Annotated in this window: 13 protein-coding genes; 6 read left to right on the top strand and 7 right to left on the bottom strand. The window is 45.5% G+C overall.

Going from position 1 to position 17,571, the window contains the following annotated elements; all coding sequences use genetic code 11:
- Positions 1–80: 80 nt before the first annotated feature.
- The 3 genes from KFT32_RS11260 to KFT32_RS11250 form a co-directional block, all read right to left on the bottom strand.
- Positions 81–881 carry a carbohydrate ABC transporter permease gene (locus KFT32_RS11260; protein WP_481856330.1) on the bottom strand — a complete coding sequence of 267 codons (801 nt, stop codon included), beginning with the start codon at positions 879–881 and terminating at the stop codon, positions 81–83.
- 44 nt (positions 882–925) lie between these two features.
- The gene (locus tag KFT32_RS11255) at positions 926–1,804 is read right to left on the bottom strand and encodes a carbohydrate ABC transporter permease (RefSeq protein WP_349304895.1); all 879 of its coding nucleotides are present in this window, start codon (positions 1,802–1,804) and stop codon (positions 926–928) included.
- A gap of 77 nt (positions 1,805–1,881) precedes the next feature.
- Positions 1,882–3,192, bottom strand: coding sequence for an ABC transporter substrate-binding protein (locus KFT32_RS11250; RefSeq protein ID WP_211747303.1), 1,311 nt, complete (start codon positions 3,190–3,192; stop codon positions 1,882–1,884).
- A 312-nt stretch (positions 3,193–3,504) separates the two neighbouring features.
- Between KFT32_RS11250 and KFT32_RS11245 the strand changes: the two genes are divergently transcribed.
- The 6 genes from KFT32_RS11245 (at position 3,505) to KFT32_RS11220 (ending at position 10,737) form a co-directional block, all read left to right on the top strand.
- Positions 3,505–5,706, top strand: a complete 2,202-nt coding sequence (locus tag KFT32_RS11245; RefSeq protein WP_211747302.1) for a YhgE/Pip domain-containing protein — start codon at positions 3,505–3,507, stop codon at positions 5,704–5,706.
- Between the two features lie 87 nt (positions 5,707–5,793).
- Positions 5,794–6,225, top strand: coding sequence for a hypothetical protein (locus KFT32_RS11240; protein ID WP_211747301.1), 432 nt, complete (start codon positions 5,794–5,796; stop codon positions 6,223–6,225).
- Positions 6,226–6,380: 155 nt separating this feature from the next.
- On the top strand, positions 6,381–7,340 hold the full coding sequence (locus tag KFT32_RS11235) for an MraY family glycosyltransferase (RefSeq protein WP_211747300.1): 960 nt from the start codon (positions 6,381–6,383) through the stop codon (positions 7,338–7,340).
- 116 nt (positions 7,341–7,456) lie between these two features.
- The gene (locus tag KFT32_RS11230; RefSeq protein ID WP_211747299.1) at positions 7,457–8,725 is read left to right on the top strand and encodes a tetratricopeptide repeat protein; all 1,269 of its coding nucleotides are present in this window, start codon (positions 7,457–7,459) and stop codon (positions 8,723–8,725) included.
- Between the two features lie 9 nt (positions 8,726–8,734).
- A complete protein-coding gene (locus tag KFT32_RS11225) occupies positions 8,735–9,481 on the top strand; it encodes a glycosyltransferase family 2 protein (protein ID WP_211747298.1) in 747 nt (248 codons plus the stop codon).
- 2 nt (positions 9,482–9,483) lie between these two features.
- Positions 9,484–10,737: a glycosyltransferase family 4 protein gene (locus KFT32_RS11220; protein ID WP_211747297.1), complete on the top strand. Its 1,254-nt coding sequence runs from the start codon at positions 9,484–9,486 to the stop codon at positions 10,735–10,737.
- Here KFT32_RS11220 and KFT32_RS11215 read toward each other — a convergent pair.
- From KFT32_RS11215 to KFT32_RS11200, 4 genes are all read right to left on the bottom strand, one after another.
- Entirely contained in the window at positions 10,734–12,623 is a 1,890-nt protein-coding gene (locus KFT32_RS11215) for a tetratricopeptide repeat-containing glycosyltransferase family 2 protein (protein WP_211747296.1), read from the bottom strand. The genes KFT32_RS11220 and KFT32_RS11215 overlap by 4 nt on opposite strands.
- A gap of 43 nt (positions 12,624–12,666) precedes the next feature.
- Positions 12,667–14,493 (bottom strand): glycosyltransferase family 2 protein, encoded by a 1,827-nt coding sequence (locus KFT32_RS11210; protein WP_211747295.1) that lies wholly within the window; start codon positions 14,491–14,493, stop codon positions 12,667–12,669.
- Positions 14,474–16,621 carry a tetratricopeptide repeat-containing glycosyltransferase family 2 protein gene (locus tag KFT32_RS11205; protein ID WP_211747294.1) on the bottom strand — a complete coding sequence of 716 codons (2,148 nt, stop codon included), beginning with the start codon at positions 16,619–16,621 and terminating at the stop codon, positions 14,474–14,476. Before KFT32_RS11205 ends, KFT32_RS11210 begins: the two co-directional genes overlap by 20 nt.
- Positions 16,622–16,704: 83 nt before the next feature.
- Complete coding sequence (locus KFT32_RS11200) at positions 16,705–17,568, bottom strand: DUF6385 domain-containing protein (RefSeq protein WP_481856329.1); 864 nt, start codon at positions 17,566–17,568, stop codon at positions 16,705–16,707.
- Between the last annotated feature and the right edge of the window lie 3 nt (positions 17,569–17,571).

Raw genomic sequence — 17,571 nt, 5'->3', positions numbered from 1 at the left:
CTTCCATCGGCAGAATAGGTAGAGCAAAACCTCTGTAGCCTTCGGCGTGTATCTGCCTACTTCCATCGGCAGAAACATCGTTACCCCTTTACTGCCCCAGCGATGCCTTCCATGTAGTACCGCTGCGTGAAGAGGAAAACCAGAATAATTGGAATAACGGAAATCATCGTTCCGGCGGCAATCCATCCGAAATTATAGGAGAACTGGCCATTCAGATACGTCAGCGCAGAAGACAGCGGATATTTATCCGTATCCTCCAGAATAACGATGGGCCATAGGAAGCTGTTCCAGAATGACATTACCTCAAGCAGTGCAATAACTGCGATACCCGGTTTCACCAGTGGTAAAATCAATTGCCACCAGATCCGGAACTCCGATGCTCCATCAATCTTTCCTGAATCTCTCACATCAATCGGAATACCGATAAATGTCTGCCGCATCAAAAAGATATTAAATACAGAGACGGCTGCAGGTAGCACCACTCCCAAATACGTATTAGCCAGATGCAAATCCTGAATCGTCAAATAATGGACGATCATCGCCGTTGAAGAAGGTATGATCATCGTGGAAATCATCGTTACAAAAACAAAGTTTCTTCCCTTAAAACGAAATACCGCAAGTGGATATCCGGTCATACAGGCCAGCACAATATTGAATACGACACCAAGGACGGTAATAATGACGGTGTTCAGTATATATTTCGGAAAGTTAAGGAAACCCCACACCTGCACGTAGTTATCAAAATCAATAAAGGTTGGAAATATGGCAGGAGGTGTAGCAAATACATTTCTACCCGGCATTAGTGATACACTAAGCAACCACAGAAACGGCCCCATCATAAAAATGGCAAGCAGAATCAAAAAGAAATAGGTAATCGCCATATTGGAAATCTTGCGTATGTTTTTTGCTTTTCTCGTCGTTTCCATCAGTAAGGATTGACACCACCTTTCTGATTAAACTTGAATACGAGTACGCTCAGTCCGCCAATCAACACACTGACGATAAGTCCAAGTGCGGAGGCATAACCGAAGTTAAACTGGTTAATCCCTTTTTCAAAGATATACACACTCGATACGAGGGTTGAGGTTCCCGGTCCACCTTTAGTCAGGATATAAACTTCGTCGAAGACCCGCACCGCGCCCATAACGGAAATTAATGAACAGAAGAAAATATGAGGCCGTAGCAGCGGAAGTGTAATACTCCAGATCAGCTGAAGACGATTCGCCCCATCTACCCTTGCTGCTTCATATAGATCATTCGGAATCCCCTGCAGACCCGCGAGGTAAAGCATCATATAATAGCCGAGTGCTTTCCACATCGTAATGAACATGAGAGTCCCAAGTGCAGTTTCACTCGCAGACAACCACGATATTTGTTCACTAATGAGTCCCACTTTCATGAGCAAATAGTTCACTACCCCGTTATTACTCAGCAGCCAGCTCCAGATCAGCGCTACGGCAACCATAGAGGTGACGACTGGGATATAGAAGGCTGCACGGAAGAGCTTAATTCCTGGAATACGACTGTTTACCAAAATTGCCATCAGAATAGAAAAAATCTGAATGAAGGGAACAACGATGACATACAGCAAAGAGTTCCAGAGAGAGATGGTAAAGTTTTTATCTAGAAAAGCATTCTTGAAGTTACTCAGCCCGACATATTTGGTCTCTGCAACTACGGAATAGTTCGTGAAAGACAGCGGAATCCCATATAGGATCGGCCAAAATACGAATACGGCGATAATGATCAGCCCCGGGGTCATGAAAGCCCAGGCTGCAAAAGACTCGGAGCGAATCCATTTCACTTCTACATTCCTCCTCATAAACAGCAGGAGGCAAGAACAAGTCTTGCCTCACATTTTTGGTTTACTTATTCGCGTAATTATTGCTTCAAGATGTTATTCACTTCTGTTTCCATGGAATCAAGAGTAGGCTGGATCTCCTTGCCGTTCAGTAGTATATCTTGTAAGCCCCGTGCCAGAGCAGAGTTGATATCCGATGCATTTGGCACACCCACCATATGATCGGTAGCCTTATCCAAACTCTGACTGGAAGCCAGTTTCGCTTCTGCTTCAAGAGAACCATCTGATTCCGTGAAGAATGGATCTTCTACTGATTTTTTAGTCGAAGGAAGTGTATTCGCTTCTTTGGAGAAAGCGGTCTGATTATCTGCATTCGTAATGAACTTGGCAAATTCAGCTGCTTCTTTCGGGTGCTTTGACTTACTTGGTACTACAAGATCCATGGAATTGGATAAACGCAGTCCAGCTTTACCGGTCGGAAGAGAAACCGCGACTGTATCTTCATATATTTGAGGTGAAGAGGTCTTGATGAAATTGATAAAAGTTGGACCTGAGAGTACAAAGGCCGTTTGCTCTGCGGAGTAGAACTGAACTTGTTTCCCGAGATCCGAATCTTCTTTCATAATGAGTCCTTCATCCATCAGTTTTTTGAGATTCTCAACCATAGCTACCATTTCCGGTGTGTTAAAGGCAGCTGCCGATTTATCCTCATTTAGAATAGGAATTCCATCAATCGTCAGCAGTTTGGTAACAAGGTTCAGGGCATACCCGGTTTTTCCTGTCTTTTCTTTCACGGTACGTGCCCAGTCTGCGAGTTCTTCTCTTGTTTGAGGTGGATTTGCAGGATCAAGCCCAGCTTCCTCCAAGATTTTTTTGTTCATAAAAAGAACTTCAGTACCTGTGTACCAAGGCAATGCATAAGCTTTATCTCCAAGCACGGTTGAATTAAAAATGCCATCAAAATATTCTGCTTTTTCTTCGGCGGTGAGGTATTCATTAAGATCAACCAGTGCACCCTTAGTGCCCATCTGGTTAGCAAATTCCGTATTGAGGTTTACAACATCGGGGCTTGAATTACTGGCACTGCTGGTGAGCAGTTTTTGTGTAATTGCATCGTAGGGGTAATCTTGCCACTCAATTTTGACATTCTCGTGAGATGCCTCGTACTCCGTAATAAGTTTATTGAAATAGTCATTAAATTTCGGCTGCAGTGCGATCGTCCAGAACTTTAGTGTAACTGGTTCACTGCTCTCTTCGTTCTTCACTGGATCCGCAGGTGCTGGATTATTCGGCTCAGCCGTACCTCCTCCACCGGAACATGCACTCATAAGCAGGGCTAACAATAATACGGTAAGACAGGTTAGCTTGACACTTTTTCTGTTTCTTCTCATTCCTTTTCCCCCTTTTGGCTTTGGAAAATGTCATTTTTGAAGAGAACGATATGATGTGGGAAGCCCGGCAGTTTTTCCTTCTGCTTCTCTTTGTGGGAGATTATAGCAAAAGAAATCCAATAAAAAAAGATTTTTTTCTAAATTATTATAAAAAGTGGAATATTTTTTCTTTTTAGACTAACACCCCTGTTTTACTTGGTTTAGCTTCTCAAAGTTGTCCTCCTCCCTTTGTTGACCCTAGCACCGCATAAAGTAAAACAACATTTGGAAACCTATCTCCCATACTTATGTGCTCGGAGGAAACAGTTGACCATGAAGAAAATATTGTCCATCTATATTCAAGACATGAATCGGATTCTGCATAATTGGCCTGCTCTTATCATCATCGCAGGTCTTGTTGTCCTTCCCTCACTGTATGCTTGGTTCAACATTGAATCTTCCTGGGATCCGTACAGTAACACGAAAGGGATTAAGGTAGCCGTTGTAAGTAATGATAAAGGTGCAGAAATTCTAGGCAAGTCCATTAATGCAGGGGAGGAGATTATTGAGACACTTCGAACGAATGAAAAGATTGGCTGGGTTTTTACTAGTGAAGCTGATGCCTTATCTGGGGTGAAAAAAGGACATTATTATGCCAGCATTATTATTCCTGCCGATTTCTCCGCCGGGCTCGCTACGGTATTGACCAATACCCCAACTCAACCCGAGCTGGAGTATTACGTAAACGAAAAAATTAATGCAGTAGCACCTAAAATCACCTCTTCCGGTGCGACCAGCATCGTTAGCGAAATCGGAGAAAATTTTGTTAAAACAGCAAATGGCGTTATTTTCAAAGGGTTTAACGAACTCGGGATCAAACTTGAGGAAGAGCTGCCTTCTATTGAAAAATTAAAAAGTTTGATTTTTCGCTTCGAAGAAATGATGCCTGAACTAACCAATGCAGCAGATGTTGCACTTACAGATGTTAATGATCTCAAAAAAATGGTGAAGCAGGCCAAAGAAATTCTCCCTGAAATAGAGAGAGTCTCAACTCAGGCTTCCGCGTTCTCTTCGAAACTTGCTGAAGTGTTACCGAAAGTACAGAATGCAGCAGACGCGGTTTTACCACTCATCAAGCAAAACATTACCCTCATCAACCAAACAGCAAGCCATGTCCTTACCCTAACTGAGGCACTTCAGAATGTAGATTTGTCGCCAGAGGAAATCACCCAGAAGCTCGATGATCTAGAGCCGAAACTTACGCTGCTTCTACGTTTGACAGAGGATGCTGCAGGTCTGTTGAATGCATTTCAGAACTACCTTCCGGACCAAGTATATACAAGTATTACGTCAAAGTTTGACCAACTGTATGACCGTTTAAATACCCAATTGAATATAATAGACAGCATCCGTAAAGTACTTGAGCAAGGACAAGATCCTTCAGAATTACTGGACAAACTGCACAACACAGCAGAGGAGACCGTTTCCATCAGCGAAAACCTGCTCCGTCGTTACGATATTGAAATCGCTCCTGCTATCAAGACAGCTTTAGATAAAGCGGCTAATACTGCTCAAAAAGCGAACCAAGCCTTGCAATCGGCAGTAAAGGCGTTGCCTCGTATCAAGGAAATTATGCAGGATGCAGAGAAAGGCTTAACTGTCGGCGGCGATGCCTTGGTGAAGGTGAAATCGGAACTGCCCACTGTGCAGAAAAAGATCACAGCAATCGCAGACAATATTCGTGAATTTGACCGCAGCGGAAACTTACAAGAAATTATTGATTTACTGCGGAATGATTTTCAGAAAGAGAGTGCCTTTTTCGCCTCTCCGGTAACCTTAAAGGAACATAAGCTATATCCCATTCCTAATTACGGGTCAGCGATGTCTCCTTTTTTCACCACATTATCTCTATGGGTTGGAGCTTTGCTACTCGTCTCCCTGCTTACGGTTGAAATCCATGAGCATAACCATGTGAAAGAAGGGGAGAATCATTCAGAAAATAACGATGACGGTCCAATAGCAGCTACCTACCGTCCGTATCAGGTCTATTTTGGACGTTACCTTACCTTCATGACACTAGCACTGCTTCAGTCACTCGTCGTTACGCTCGGGGATTTGTTTTTGTTAAAAACCTATGTGCATGATCCCGTTTATTTCGTTCTATTCGGACTGCTCATTAGCAGCGTATTTATGATTATCGTATACACCCTAGTCTCGGTCTTTGGCAATGTAGGAAAAGCAATGGCTATTGTCCTCCTTGTGCTGCAACTGGGCGGGGCAGGAGGTACATTTCCCATTGAGGTAACTCCTCCTTTCTTTCAGTTCATTCACCCGTTCCTCCCTTTCACTTATGGCATCAGCCTGATGAGAGAAGCGGCAGGTGGTATTTTGGGAGAAGTCGTTACGAGAGATATCATTGTCCTTTTGATCATTGCCGGACTCTTCATGTTGCTTGGCCTTGCACTGAAGAAACCGATCAATAAATTGTCAGAACCTTTAGTAAAAAAAGCGCGCGAAAGTAACATTATTCATTGAGTTTTGCTAATATATGTATTTCACAATTCTGCAACAATTACCCTCCGTTTTGCGCTATAATGGAGACAAGAACGGAGGGTGAATTTTATGAAAAAAGCCTTGATTACTACCTTTATTTTGGTGCTTATCCTAACAGCAGGCGGTGTGACTAGCGTCATAGCCAGTGACCATGCAGTCATTACTCCTCATCAAGTCGTAAGCGCTTTAGAGCATAATGACGTCCATTTGCAGAAAGCCGATGATAGCGCTATCAAACCAGTGTTGAATCATGTCCCTGCAGCCCAATATATCGTTCAATCTGAACATGCTTCTGCCCAGCCTGAATCCATATCGATCTTTACCTATGCCTCAGCTGGTGCTCTACAGGATGCAGTAGCTGAATTGGAGCAACAAACAAGTGCATTAGAGTCACCCCCAGTCATATATGAACATAAAAATGCAATCATATTACACTGGACTGGTGATTCTTCCTCTGATTCTTTAAATGGGGTTCTTGAGGAAGCCCTGCTCGATTTATAAATCGTATAGATGTCCAATATTCATCTCAATAAATAAAGAGGCTGCATTTTCCTGCCCGGGATTTGCAGCTTTTTGTTATAAAAAGATCGACAAATTGTAAGCCTCTAATTTAATATGAGATGTAAAATATAGCAGAAAGTGGTGAAATTTCTCGTATGCTTTATGCAGGTGCTTTTATTCTTTCCATGGTTATCGTTGTCCTTCTGATTCCACCGCTTGGACGTCTCGCACTCAAAATAGATTTTGTGGACAAGCCCCGGGCAAATGAGGAACGTAAATTACATAAAAAACCGATCCCTTTAACTGCGAGCTACGCTATCTTTATTGGCTTTTTCATTACCTATTTGCTATTTTCAGGTGAATATACATGGCAGACCGGAGCTTTGTTTCTAGGAGGCCTACTGCTGCTCATCATCGGAACTATTGATGACTGGTTTAAAACAAAAGGAAAAGATTTTCCCGCCATGCCTAAAATGATGGTTCAAATCTCTGCTGCGGTTATTGCGTTCTTCGCAGGTATTCGCTTCAGCGGCTTTTATAATCCTTTTAGCGAAGAATATATATCGCTTCCTATATGGCTTCAGTTTACACTGACCATTCTCTGGATTTTTGGGGTAACGACCGTCATTAATTTCTCAGATGGAATGGATGGTTTAGCCGGGGGATTGTCAGCGATCTCGGGTATGACTCTGTTTATTGTGGCACTCACCATGGGACAAGGAAATTCGGCAATGCTGGCCATTGTACTTGTAGGCGTAACGATTGGATATTTAAAGTTCAACAAACCTCCTGCCAGAGTGTTTATGGGGGACGCGGGAGCTACATTCCTCGGCTACATTCTTGCCGTAATTGCCTTAGATGGGGCTTTCAAGCAAGCTACCGTACTATCCATTCTCATCCCAATTCTGGCACTAGGTGTACCGATTTTCGATAACCTATTTGTCGTGTTCAAAAGATTTCTGGATGGCAAGGCCATTTATCAGGCAGATGCAAGTCAGGCTCACTATAGATTACTGCGTGCTGGACTTTCCCATAAACAAGTGGTTGCCGTCCTATGCCTTGTCAGTCTATGCCTTTGTTTATCCTCGATTATCCTTATGCTCGTTCAAATGTAGCCATTTCATCTCAGCCAGCAGGGCCAAAAGGTCCTGTTTTTTTGTGCTTCCTAACAATTACTGATCATGTTCTGCTATACCTCCCCATAGAGTATAGAGTTGGTGTGAGGTTAGGAATGATGAAAAATACAGGCATACATGCTGTAATGCATGGGCCAGAAAGGAGCGATGATGTGCTCTCTTCTACAATCGTTGTATTTCCTCCCCGCCGGTCTGACCCGCTTCTGAATAAACTGCTTGTCGAGCTGTGCAAGGAATATAAGGTGTATTACCTATCGGAACTCAAGCAGAAAGATGCTGAACATACAAATGAGGAAGCATCGACTGCAAGACTGCCGTCCGATGTTCTTTTTTTGCCTGCCTCAAAACTGCATACCGTCTGGACAGAAGATACCATTGCGATTGTTGCTCATCCCTATTGGGTTCATGTAGCAGGATCACAGACGTGCTTACACGCAGCTCAGCTCATTACACTTCACTTAGATGATACAGAAGAAGACCCAAGCAGTCTGTTGCTAACTTGTATGAAGCAACTGTTAGCCATCTCACAGCTCTTCTGTTCAAGATCCGAAATGAGGTGTCTAGATGCGGCTTTCTGCGGCACACCGGCCCTTCTCCTTGATGCAGGGCAAGACGATCTGGAGGTTCGCCTTTTTACACAAGCCATACATGAAATGATCGAAGATATTCCTATAACTGTTCACCAGATTCAGTGGTCTGAGCGGAAGGCCCATTACCTTTCATTGAGAGAACAGAATGGACCTCATGAGACGATTTCATTCCTCTTGTCCGTATACCAGTACTTGCAGGGAGAAGGCGAAGCGCTGCAATATGCAGAGGAAGCTTTTCTACAGGCACTCGCAAAGGGAAGCGATCAGCCCCTCATCTCCCATTATCGTTTTTTATCTGCCATCCACGCCAAACTTGGCGACCTAAAAACCGCAGTCAACATCTATGGGATTACAGCCTTTGGCGAAATCGAAGCAAGACAATACGAGAATATTCTATCGCTAATGGCCCAAGATCAGGAGGCACTTGCACGTGCAGAATTGTTTCGGCTAAATGATGACTATGGATCAGCATTATCCATCATTCAGGGGGCACCTTTACAAAATAACACCCGCCATCTCTTGTTTCATATTTACCGTGAGACAGGACAAATCGAGCTTGCCCTTGCACAAGTTCAGTCCTCTGACTTGTTATCTAACGAGGATCGGTATATGTTCCGCATTTTGTGCGGCAATGTGGAAGCACTGCGCGGAGAACGCCATGCGGCCATTCGTCTTTTTTTGGAGGCAGCAGCCGAGAATGAAGAGGCTCTTGTCCATATCGCGGCTCTGGAGGTACTGGATGAGAAGGTTCACATTTTACTGGAAGGGAGCTGATATCTACTTATGCCGGAGTATCCTTCCCCTTATCCTAACGTACGTAAGCAAGAAGGTAATACGCTAACCGCGATGCTTCAAGTACACAATGAAGAACATCGCTATCTGGAGGAAGTACTCGCTGATCTATCTACCTATGTAGATCATATTGTTATCGTTGATGATGCGAGTTCGGATAACACAGTCGCTATATGCCAGTCATTCGAAAGGGTCATAAAACTAGTCCAGCTTCCTGAGCCTCTTTTTGCAGATGAATGGAAATTACGCTCTATTCTATGGCAAGCCGCGGCCTCTACCTCGCCAGACTGGCTGCTTGCTGTTGATGCGGATGAATTGTACGAAGAAAGGGCCAAGCGAAGTATCCGCGATCTCATTAATCAGAATCGTTATGACTGGGTCAGCTTTCGCTTATATGATCTTTGGGGTAGCCGGAATTACTATCGGGAAGACGAACTATGGCAAGCCCATAAAGGGCAAACGATGACGCTTGTCCGCTATTTTCCTGAGTACCCCTACTTTTATCCTCAAATGCAGCACCATGTACCTCGGTTACCACTCACGTATCGAGCGCTTCCTGGGCTGACGACAGATTTGCGCATTAAGCATCTTGGCTGGTCTGGACCACTGGAGGAACGGGTAGAGAAATATGTTCGCTACAAAAAAATGGACCCAAAGGGGGAATGGGGGAATCCCGCCCAGTATGAGTCTATTCTGGACTTAAAGCCAAACCTTCTGGAATGGAAAGAGGAGGAGTAATTTTGGGCTATGTCAGCATCCTTACTCACAGTTTTGCAGATGGGTATAACCGTGATTTCGAGAGACTTTTTGGCGGTGGTCTGGAGCGCTACATCTATCAGCTCTGTCAGGTCGTTCGCTCACTGGGCCACACGCCGCAAGTCCATCAATTATCATACTATGATGCATTTCACCGCCATATTGAAGGGATCGAAGTTTTTGGGTATCCCTATGACCCACAGCTAATTCCAGATGCCTTTGGAGAAATGGCTTCACATGCAAAAGGAAAGATCATCTATGCCAGCTGTATCTGGCACCCGCTTCCGTATGTCCCAAACAGCCTCGGTATTTGCCATGGGATCAATTGGGATCGTCAGGGAATACCTTCAAGTGTGAAACAGGAAGTTGCCCTCTCTATTCAACATGCGCTGGACCATCTCGAGACCGTCGTATCCGTGGACTCCCATTTCCTTACCTTTTGCCGCGCAGTCTGTACATATAAAAATCCACAACAGATCATCCTGATTCCAAACGCTGTTGATACAGATTATTTCAAACCGCTTGAAACAGAATGGCCCCTCTCAGATGAGGGCGACCAACTTACAGAACACACTCTACGCAAAAAAACAGGGAACCGGATGGTTCATCTTCACCAGACCGAAGAAGATTCAGAGACAGGCGATGACGACCAAGCAGGGCGGGTTCGCATTCTTTTTCCAAGAAGAATTAGTCTGGAACGAGGAATCATTCCGATGATGCTGTCAGCCGATTATTTATTAGGCGCCTATCCTCTTCTTGAAATTGAATTTGCAGGAGAGCGGGTGCAGGGAAGCACGGTAGGCAGGGCCTTTGAAATGTGGAGAAAACACCATCCCCACAAATCGCGTATTCTTTCGAAAAGCTATCCCTTTGACGAAATGATTACTGCCTATCATATGGCGGATATCGTGGTCATTCCCACCATCTTCTCTGAAGGAACATCCTATGCCTGCCTAGAGGCGATGAGCTGTGGTATTCCCGTCATAGCCGGGAATGTAGGTGGGCTTAATGATCTCGTACAAGATGGATTCAATGGACTGCTGGTTTCCCCTGAAGAAGCGCACATCACGGCTGCCCTATGTCGTCTCATTGAGGATGAAGAACTCCGAACTCAGCTTGGCAAACAGGCAAGGCAAACGGCACTCAGTTATGATGAGCAGAAATGGAAATTAGCGTGGAAAAAGGTGCTGGAGCCTTTCCTGAATTCAAAAACCCCTCTATCGGAAGCGGCAGACTAGAAGATTACAAGCGGATGTAATGATGCATTTTGGGGTGGTGTGAACCCAGTATGGCTAAATGCATTCCATCCATAGCACGCCTTCATAGCGGCATGTTCAGGTAGATATCCCTCCTGTAGCTCCTGAAGTTTCTGTAGAAATTTATGATTCGGAGCTGAAGAAAGAGCCTCCTCTTTCTGTGTAAGCCTCGTTTGAAGTGCGAGCAGCAGCATGTAGCAACGACTTCCTTCTGCTTCATTTAGCTGTCCCAGCTGTAGCTTTTGTTCAAGCAAGGAACAGAGCAGCTCCACTACATAAAGAGGAGACTGGAGCAAAGCCATCTTCATCGCTGGTGACAAGTGGGACAACAGAACGGCAGGTGATGGGTCACTGAGTAACATGGCTGTGAAACCATCCCATGCACCTATTCGAATGAGCACCGCACAAGCTTCCGCAGCCGAGGGAAAACGATGTAACAGAGGAGTTTCTGGACTCATCTGTATGTTGTTTCCCTTTCTTGATTTCAGCACAGCTTGGTTATACTGAAAGGCTGCATGATACAATTCTGTTTGTACTCGGTCACCCGGTGACTGCACCCAGGGCTGTATTAAACGTACTGCCACGCTATACTCCCCAAGCTGTGCTAACAAAAGTGCCTCAATCCAAGGTTCATTCAAAAAAGCAGCCTGCAAGTGGTGTCTCTGTCTTAAGATCCAAGCCAGCTCTTGCAAGTCCAGCATGAGATAAAATACGAGGGACTGCACCTTTTCAGGAATCCCCTCTCTGCTCACCCATTCATTTATCCGGTGCATCTGGCTAGTACAAACAATGAGCGGAAGCCAGCGCTGCCATGCAGGCACATAATCTGGACTGACACGAAGAGAATCCTCATAAGCTTCACAAGCTTTAGCCCATTCTCCTTGTCGCTCATGCAATATCCCTTTCAAATAGGAGGTTCGGTATGTCCCTGCCCCTGAAACCGAAGTATACTCACTGGATATCCTCATGGCAGCCAGAACTTCCAGCGCCTCCGCATCTCTCCCCTCATCCATCAATATCACAGCGTAAAGCTCCTGGAGGTCAGCGAAGTCAGGAAAAGCACTGAGCCCCTGTTCCATCAAATCCAGTGCCTCACTTGCGCGGCCTGTCTCTCTTAGTGCAAACATCGTTTTAAGAAACAAATCAGAGGCATAACCTGCGGTAACCGGGACCATAGCGAGCAAAGGTTCAAGGATAGGCAGGGCATGCGAGTAGTCAGCTTGCTGGAAGTATTCCGTGCCTAACGCATACAGCAGCTCCTTATTTTTTGGATCAGAAGCAAGAGCTTCTTTAATGAGACGTAGATTGCGCTCTGTTTTATTTTTCCGTTCAATAATCTTGTTCAAATATCCGTAGTGAATCACTTCAAGGTCACATCGTTTTAGTTGCTTATCTGGTACGGACTGGACAGCAGAGGCAACCTCTTCATGAATCGAGCCCCTGAACTGGATTTCCGGGTCATTGCGAAACAGTCGGCAAACATAATCTGTCACCTGTTCATCACCTCTGTTCCCCAGCAGACTCCTGATTTTAAGCTCATAACCTGCTGCTGTTTCATCTGCAAATAGTCCATTCAACTGTTCCTTCTGTCCTGCCGCAAAACATTCATCCGCATCGAGTACAAGAATCCATGGTTTCGTTGCGAACTTCAATGATTCATTGCGGGCTTCAGCAAAGTCCGATCTCCAGGAATATGAAATGATATGAGCTCCGTATTTTTGTGCAATAGAAAGTGTTGCATCCGAAGATCCTGTATCTATGATGATGATTTCAGACACGACGTCGGCTACCGAAGATAGGCACTGGGAAAGAACCAATTCTTCATCTCTAACAATCATGCAAAGCGACAACGGAGAATCAGGATTCATCTCGCTTCAGCTACCTCCTTCTATTCCTGAATAAGTAATTCATTCATCTAAAGCCGTTGGGCCATGGAAGTCCAAGCCGAATGTACTGTACTAGGCGGTTCTTTTGCTTATTTGAGTCCTGCTCCTGTAATACGGCCATATGCTGGTCTGCCGCCGCTGCCATACTGCTCACATACCTCTTTGTACCTTCCAGAATCATTTGAGGCTGAGCCTCTATATTTTTCTCCATCGTGCTGAGCCAGACATCCATAACCCCCACGAACATTTCTCTTTTCCCTGCGCGGTCTGCAGCTTCCAGTATTTCTGCAAAAGTAGACCAGGTTTTTTCTGTCAACAGTAGCTCTCTTTTATTTTCTTCCAAGAAAGGAGCTTCCGCCTGTCTATCCAAATGGTCCTCTGCTCCTTGTTCAATTAGAAGAATACCGTTATCCGTAAATGCGGCTTCCCCTTCGTTATATGGAGTGCTGTTCAAGCTCCACTTAAGCCACTCCAGCTCTTGCCCAAGAGGTGAAACCATTCCTTTTTTACGCAGCAAACGAGTGGCATCCTTCCAATTCCCGCTGCGCCACAGCGCCATGAGCTTGCTTGAACGGATCCGTTTTCGTGAAATAGGCATCTTTTCGAATGAATCCAACATACAAAGCACGGCCTCATAGCAACGGCTATTGATCAGAATCCCAATCATTTTCCACATCGCTTCCTGTGACTGGACCCGAAACCGAACCTGAATGAGTTCAGGCAGACGATCTTCCTGACCTACAACCTGCAAGATACGGCATATCCGGTACAACGGGGGATTCAGGCTGGGCTTATATCGGACGGCTTCTACATAAGCATCAACGGCTTCATCAAGTGCCTCTCTTTTCTCTGCGTACTGTCCAAGCATATACAGCGTTTGAAACGTGCCAATCCCTTCTTCTGTATGATACATATCGGGTGCAGGCCCCATTTGAATCGCCTCACGGAGCACGCTCTCTGCAGCCTCCGCCCCGTAAAGCATATTGTAAACAAGTGCCTGAGCGTGTAGCAGATCCGTATAATCGGGGAAAAGCCTTCGTCCTTCTGCAATTCGATCTGCAGCCTCTTCCCATCGTCCCAATGCTTGAAGACACCGAACCTCATATTTAAGAACCAAATGGGCATAACTGACATGCTCCGGGTCGATTAACTGCCACGATTCACAAAAACAATCTAGCGCCTGCTGGACCTTTCCAATTCTCAGATACTCCACTCCAAGATTATAGAAATGGAAGGGATTAGCTGGTTCCTCCACAATAATTTGCTGCAGCAGCTGCATATTTCGGTTCACCTTGTTCTTCGCTGCGACAATCGTCTCGCTGTATCCATAATGATGAATAATTACATCTGTCATATGAAAGTGGGCTTCCGTATTGTGGCTTACGATGGATTCAGCGATCTGTTCATGAATTCTTCCTTGGAACTGGTACTCCAATCTACGACGAAACATGCGAAGTACCGGATTGATCGTAACCCCTTGGGAACCGTCACCGGTATAGTTGCGAATTTGTAAAAAGAGCCCTTCAACCCCCTCTTGCTGTGCCCAGACAGGGAGTTCTCGCGCTCCTTGTTCATCTATTCTTTCATCCGCATCCAGAAACAGAATCCAATCGCCTGTTGCGGCCTGAAGCCCCGCATTTCGGGCTGCTGCAAAATCATCACACCACGTAAAGTGCACTACAGAAGCACCATACTGTTCAGCCAATTGAACTGTACGGTCTGTCGATCCGGTATCTACGACAATGATTTCATCTACCGCATCCTGTACACTTTCTAGACATGCGGGCAGCATTTGTTCTTCATCTTTTACAATCATACAGAGAGATATCGATTTATTCTGCAATTCCCGCACCCGTTCTCCTCCTCTCCTGACCGCTCCAAGATGTCCTCCAGCCCAGATCATCCATTCGTTTCACACTGTCTGTAAGTTCAGCAAGGTCTTGAGCCAAGATGGAAAATGAAACTTCTGAATCTTTGGCGGTTCTTGTGATCAGCATTCGTGAAGTTGCTTCTCTTGCCAGCTGTAAGCAACTCGCTGCTGCCCCCATCCGAGAGCGGCTATGATCTTTAGATAACGAAAGGGCATGCTCGAACAAAACAAGTGACTGTGTATAAATAGCGCGATCATACATATATTCCGCTAAATGAAACATGCCTTCTGTATTCAAATGACCGCTTGTCAGCTGTTCCAAATAATGTTCTGCTGCTTCCCTTCGGAAGCCGTGTTTGTACAGAAGATCAGCGACCCTACTTTGTGTTAGGAGTCCAGCTTTCCACATGGAGAGAAGCAGCTCTTTCTGGCCGCAAGATGCAGCCCGAACTGCTATTTTCTCTGCGGATTGCACAAGGAGTGCTGCTGAATCCACTGGAGAAGCGTCTTCTCTCTTTTCCTGATTATTCATTATTCCGAGACGGCGCTCTATCTCACGATATACACTGACATTGACCTGACTATGATCGAAAAAAACTTCTGACAACGACTCCCCTGTCGCCCAGTAGCATATAGCCCCATCCATTACAGCGAGTTCTATTTCTGTGCAATCAGGCTGCGTTACAGGATCAAGTCTCCCTAGTTGCCCTGTGTGCAACTTTCCATCCAATAGTTGCTGCGCACGATATACTGCATTTGCCTCCCGTTTTGTCTGGATCAGACAGAGACGAACCCAACCTTCATCCCGAGTGCTAATGGCCTGCTCAGGAAGAATAGAGAGCGCTGCTTCATATGCCCCGCATAACATAAGAGCAAACGCAGCTTTATACAAATGCTCCGAATTCGTTCTGTCCATCGGCTCTAACAAAATTTGCTGGATCAAGGAGTCATCTACTTCCTCTTTCTGCAACAAATCGGCTAAACCGATGACAGCTGGCAGATAACCCGGCTGTATTCTCATAGCCGTGCGGTAGTGCTTCTCCGCCTCTGTCACTTGCCCCTTACATTTATCTATATTTGCCATGTGTGTAAGCGGGATATAGCTGTTTGAACCTGCTTCCGTAATGTAGGGTGTAGCTTGTTCTTCCGAATAGGCTCTAGACTTCGTGGCCTTCTCAAAGTAAAGATAGGCCTGCGCAAGCATCCCTTGTTCCCATTCAACAAGACCGAGCTGGACCTGAAGATCTGCGTAATCTGGATATCGCTGGGTTTCCATTAGCAATAGCGCTCTTGCTTGCTCTAGCTCATAGTCCGCATATAATAGTTTGCCTAAATCCCGAACAAGCGTAGCTCGGTATGGAGCATTTAGCGGACAGGTTCTTAGTGACTGTGAGAAGGCTACTTTAGCTCGCTCTCTATCATCTAACTGGCAGTACGTTACCCCAAGATTGTAAATATGAAAAGCATCCTCCGGTTGTTGATCCAGTACTGTCTGAATCAACTTTAGGTTACGTAAAGCCGTTTGCCTGCTTGCCATGACTTCCGGAAGATAACCATAATGATTCACTTTTAAAGGACCTATCGACTGTGCTAGAGATGATACCTTTGCTTCTGTTCGGTCAGAATCAGTTGCACTCTTCTCCAGGGATACCTCCCTAACCCGAATTAGCTGTTCATGGACCGTTCCTTCATATAGATAACCGCGTCGATTTCGAAACAGCCTAGGTGCTAAATGCAGGGTATAATCATCTACGCTTTGACCAGTCCAGTTCACAAACTGGATCAAACAAAGATCCCCTTTTTCCTGCTGAAGATACGGTTTGATCTCCTCTTGCCCGGCAATCACCTGCTCATCTGCATCCAGCACGAGAATCCAGTCTGTCGTTGCATGTGTTAGACCTGCGTTTCTAGCTTTCGCAAAATCATTTTCCCACGGACTACGAATCACGGTCGCCCCGTAACCTTCAGCTATTTCAATAGACCTGTCCGTAGAGCCTGTGTCGACGATGATTAACTCATCCGCCATGGAATCGATCTGTTCAAGACATGCTCCTAACCATGCCTCTTCGTTATATATAATCATGTGAACTCCCAAAGTAGGAATACTCATCGCGTTCTCTCCTCCGGATGCAAAAAAAATACATGGTTCTCCCTATATGGAGACTCCATGTACGTATATGAATAGAAACCTTGTTATGTGCCTTGTCCGTTGAAATACACATTAATTGTGGCTGGTGTACCTGGTGTACTGGAGCGATAGGAGAGCCTTGTATATTTAAGGAAACGCTGGGGAACGAGAACATCAACAGAGCCGGAAGTAATACCGGTAACCGTATCGACATCTGTAAACCAGTTGGTTCCGTTCGCGCTGATCTCTACCCTTGCATCAGCACTGCCTGTTCCTCCTGAATTGTAAACAAAGAAAGAGTACGTTCCAAATACACTTGTCGTAACCGGAGTAAGGGGAGTATAGGCATCTGCTGTTGTGATGCCCAGTGTGGAGGATTCCTGGAAGCTTTTTTGCGATATTGACGTAATGCTGTCCAATCTCCCTGCGGTGATCGTTGCTCCAAGGACACTTGTGATGGTACCATTCAGCAAGCTCGTGAGGGTCCCTGCGGTAATCGTTGCCCCTAACACGCTTGTCAATGTACCTGCCGTGATCGTCGCTCCTAATACGCTGGTCAGAGTTCCGTTCAATAAGTTCGTTAGCGTTCCGGCTGTTATCGTTGCTCCCAACACACTCGTTAATGTTCCTGCGGTGATCGTTGCTCCTAACACGCTGGTCAGAGTCCCGTTTAGCAAGTTCGTTAGTGTTCCTGCCGTGATTGTTGCACCCAGTACACTCGTCAATGTACCGTTCAATAAGTTCGTCAGCGTTCCTGCTGTTATCGTTGCTCCTAGCACACTCGTTAGCGTTCCTGCCGTGATCGTCGCTCCTAATACGCTGGTCAGAGTTCCGTTCAGCAAGTTCGTCAGCGTTCCTGCCGTTATCGTTGCTCCTAGCACGCTTGTCAGAGTTCCGTTCAATAAGTTCGTCAGCGTTCCTGCTGTTATCGT

It is taken from the genome of Paenibacillus sp. Marseille-Q4541 (assembly GCF_018310695.1).
Classification (GTDB): Bacteria; Bacillota; Bacilli; order Paenibacillales; family Paenibacillaceae; genus Paenibacillus.
Note: the sequence above shows the minus strand (reverse complement) of the source record. Positions and strands in the feature narration are given on the sequence as shown.

What these genes read in the sequence shown, in the direction of transcription:
- KFT32_RS11260 (WP_481856330.1), bottom strand. Translation starts at nt 881, where the DNA reads ATGGCGATTACCTATTTCTTTTTGATTCTGCTTGCCATTTTTATGATG.
- KFT32_RS11250 (WP_211747303.1), bottom strand. Translation starts at nt 3,192, where the DNA reads ATGAGAAGAAACAGAAAAAGTGTCAAGCTAACCTGTCTTACCGTATTA.
- KFT32_RS11245 (WP_211747302.1), top strand. Translation starts at nt 3,505, where the DNA reads ATGAAGAAAATATTGTCCATCTATATTCAAGACATGAATCGGATTCTG.
- KFT32_RS11240 (WP_211747301.1), top strand. Translation starts at nt 5,794, where the DNA reads ATGAAAAAAGCCTTGATTACTACCTTTATTTTGGTGCTTATCCTAACA.
- KFT32_RS11235 (WP_211747300.1), top strand. Translation starts at nt 6,381, where the DNA reads ATGCTTTATGCAGGTGCTTTTATTCTTTCCATGGTTATCGTTGTCCTT.
- KFT32_RS11230 (WP_211747299.1), top strand. Translation starts at nt 7,457, where the DNA reads ATGATGAAAAATACAGGCATACATGCTGTAATGCATGGGCCAGAAAGG.
- KFT32_RS11225 (WP_211747298.1), top strand. Translation starts at nt 8,735, where the DNA reads ATGCCGGAGTATCCTTCCCCTTATCCTAACGTACGTAAGCAAGAAGGT.
- KFT32_RS11215 (WP_211747296.1), bottom strand. Translation starts at nt 12,623, where the DNA reads ATGAATCCTGATTCTCCGTTGTCGCTTTGCATGATTGTTAGAGATGAA.
- KFT32_RS11205 (WP_211747294.1), bottom strand. Translation starts at nt 16,621, where the DNA reads ATGAGTATTCCTACTTTGGGAGTTCACATGATTATATATAACGAAGAG.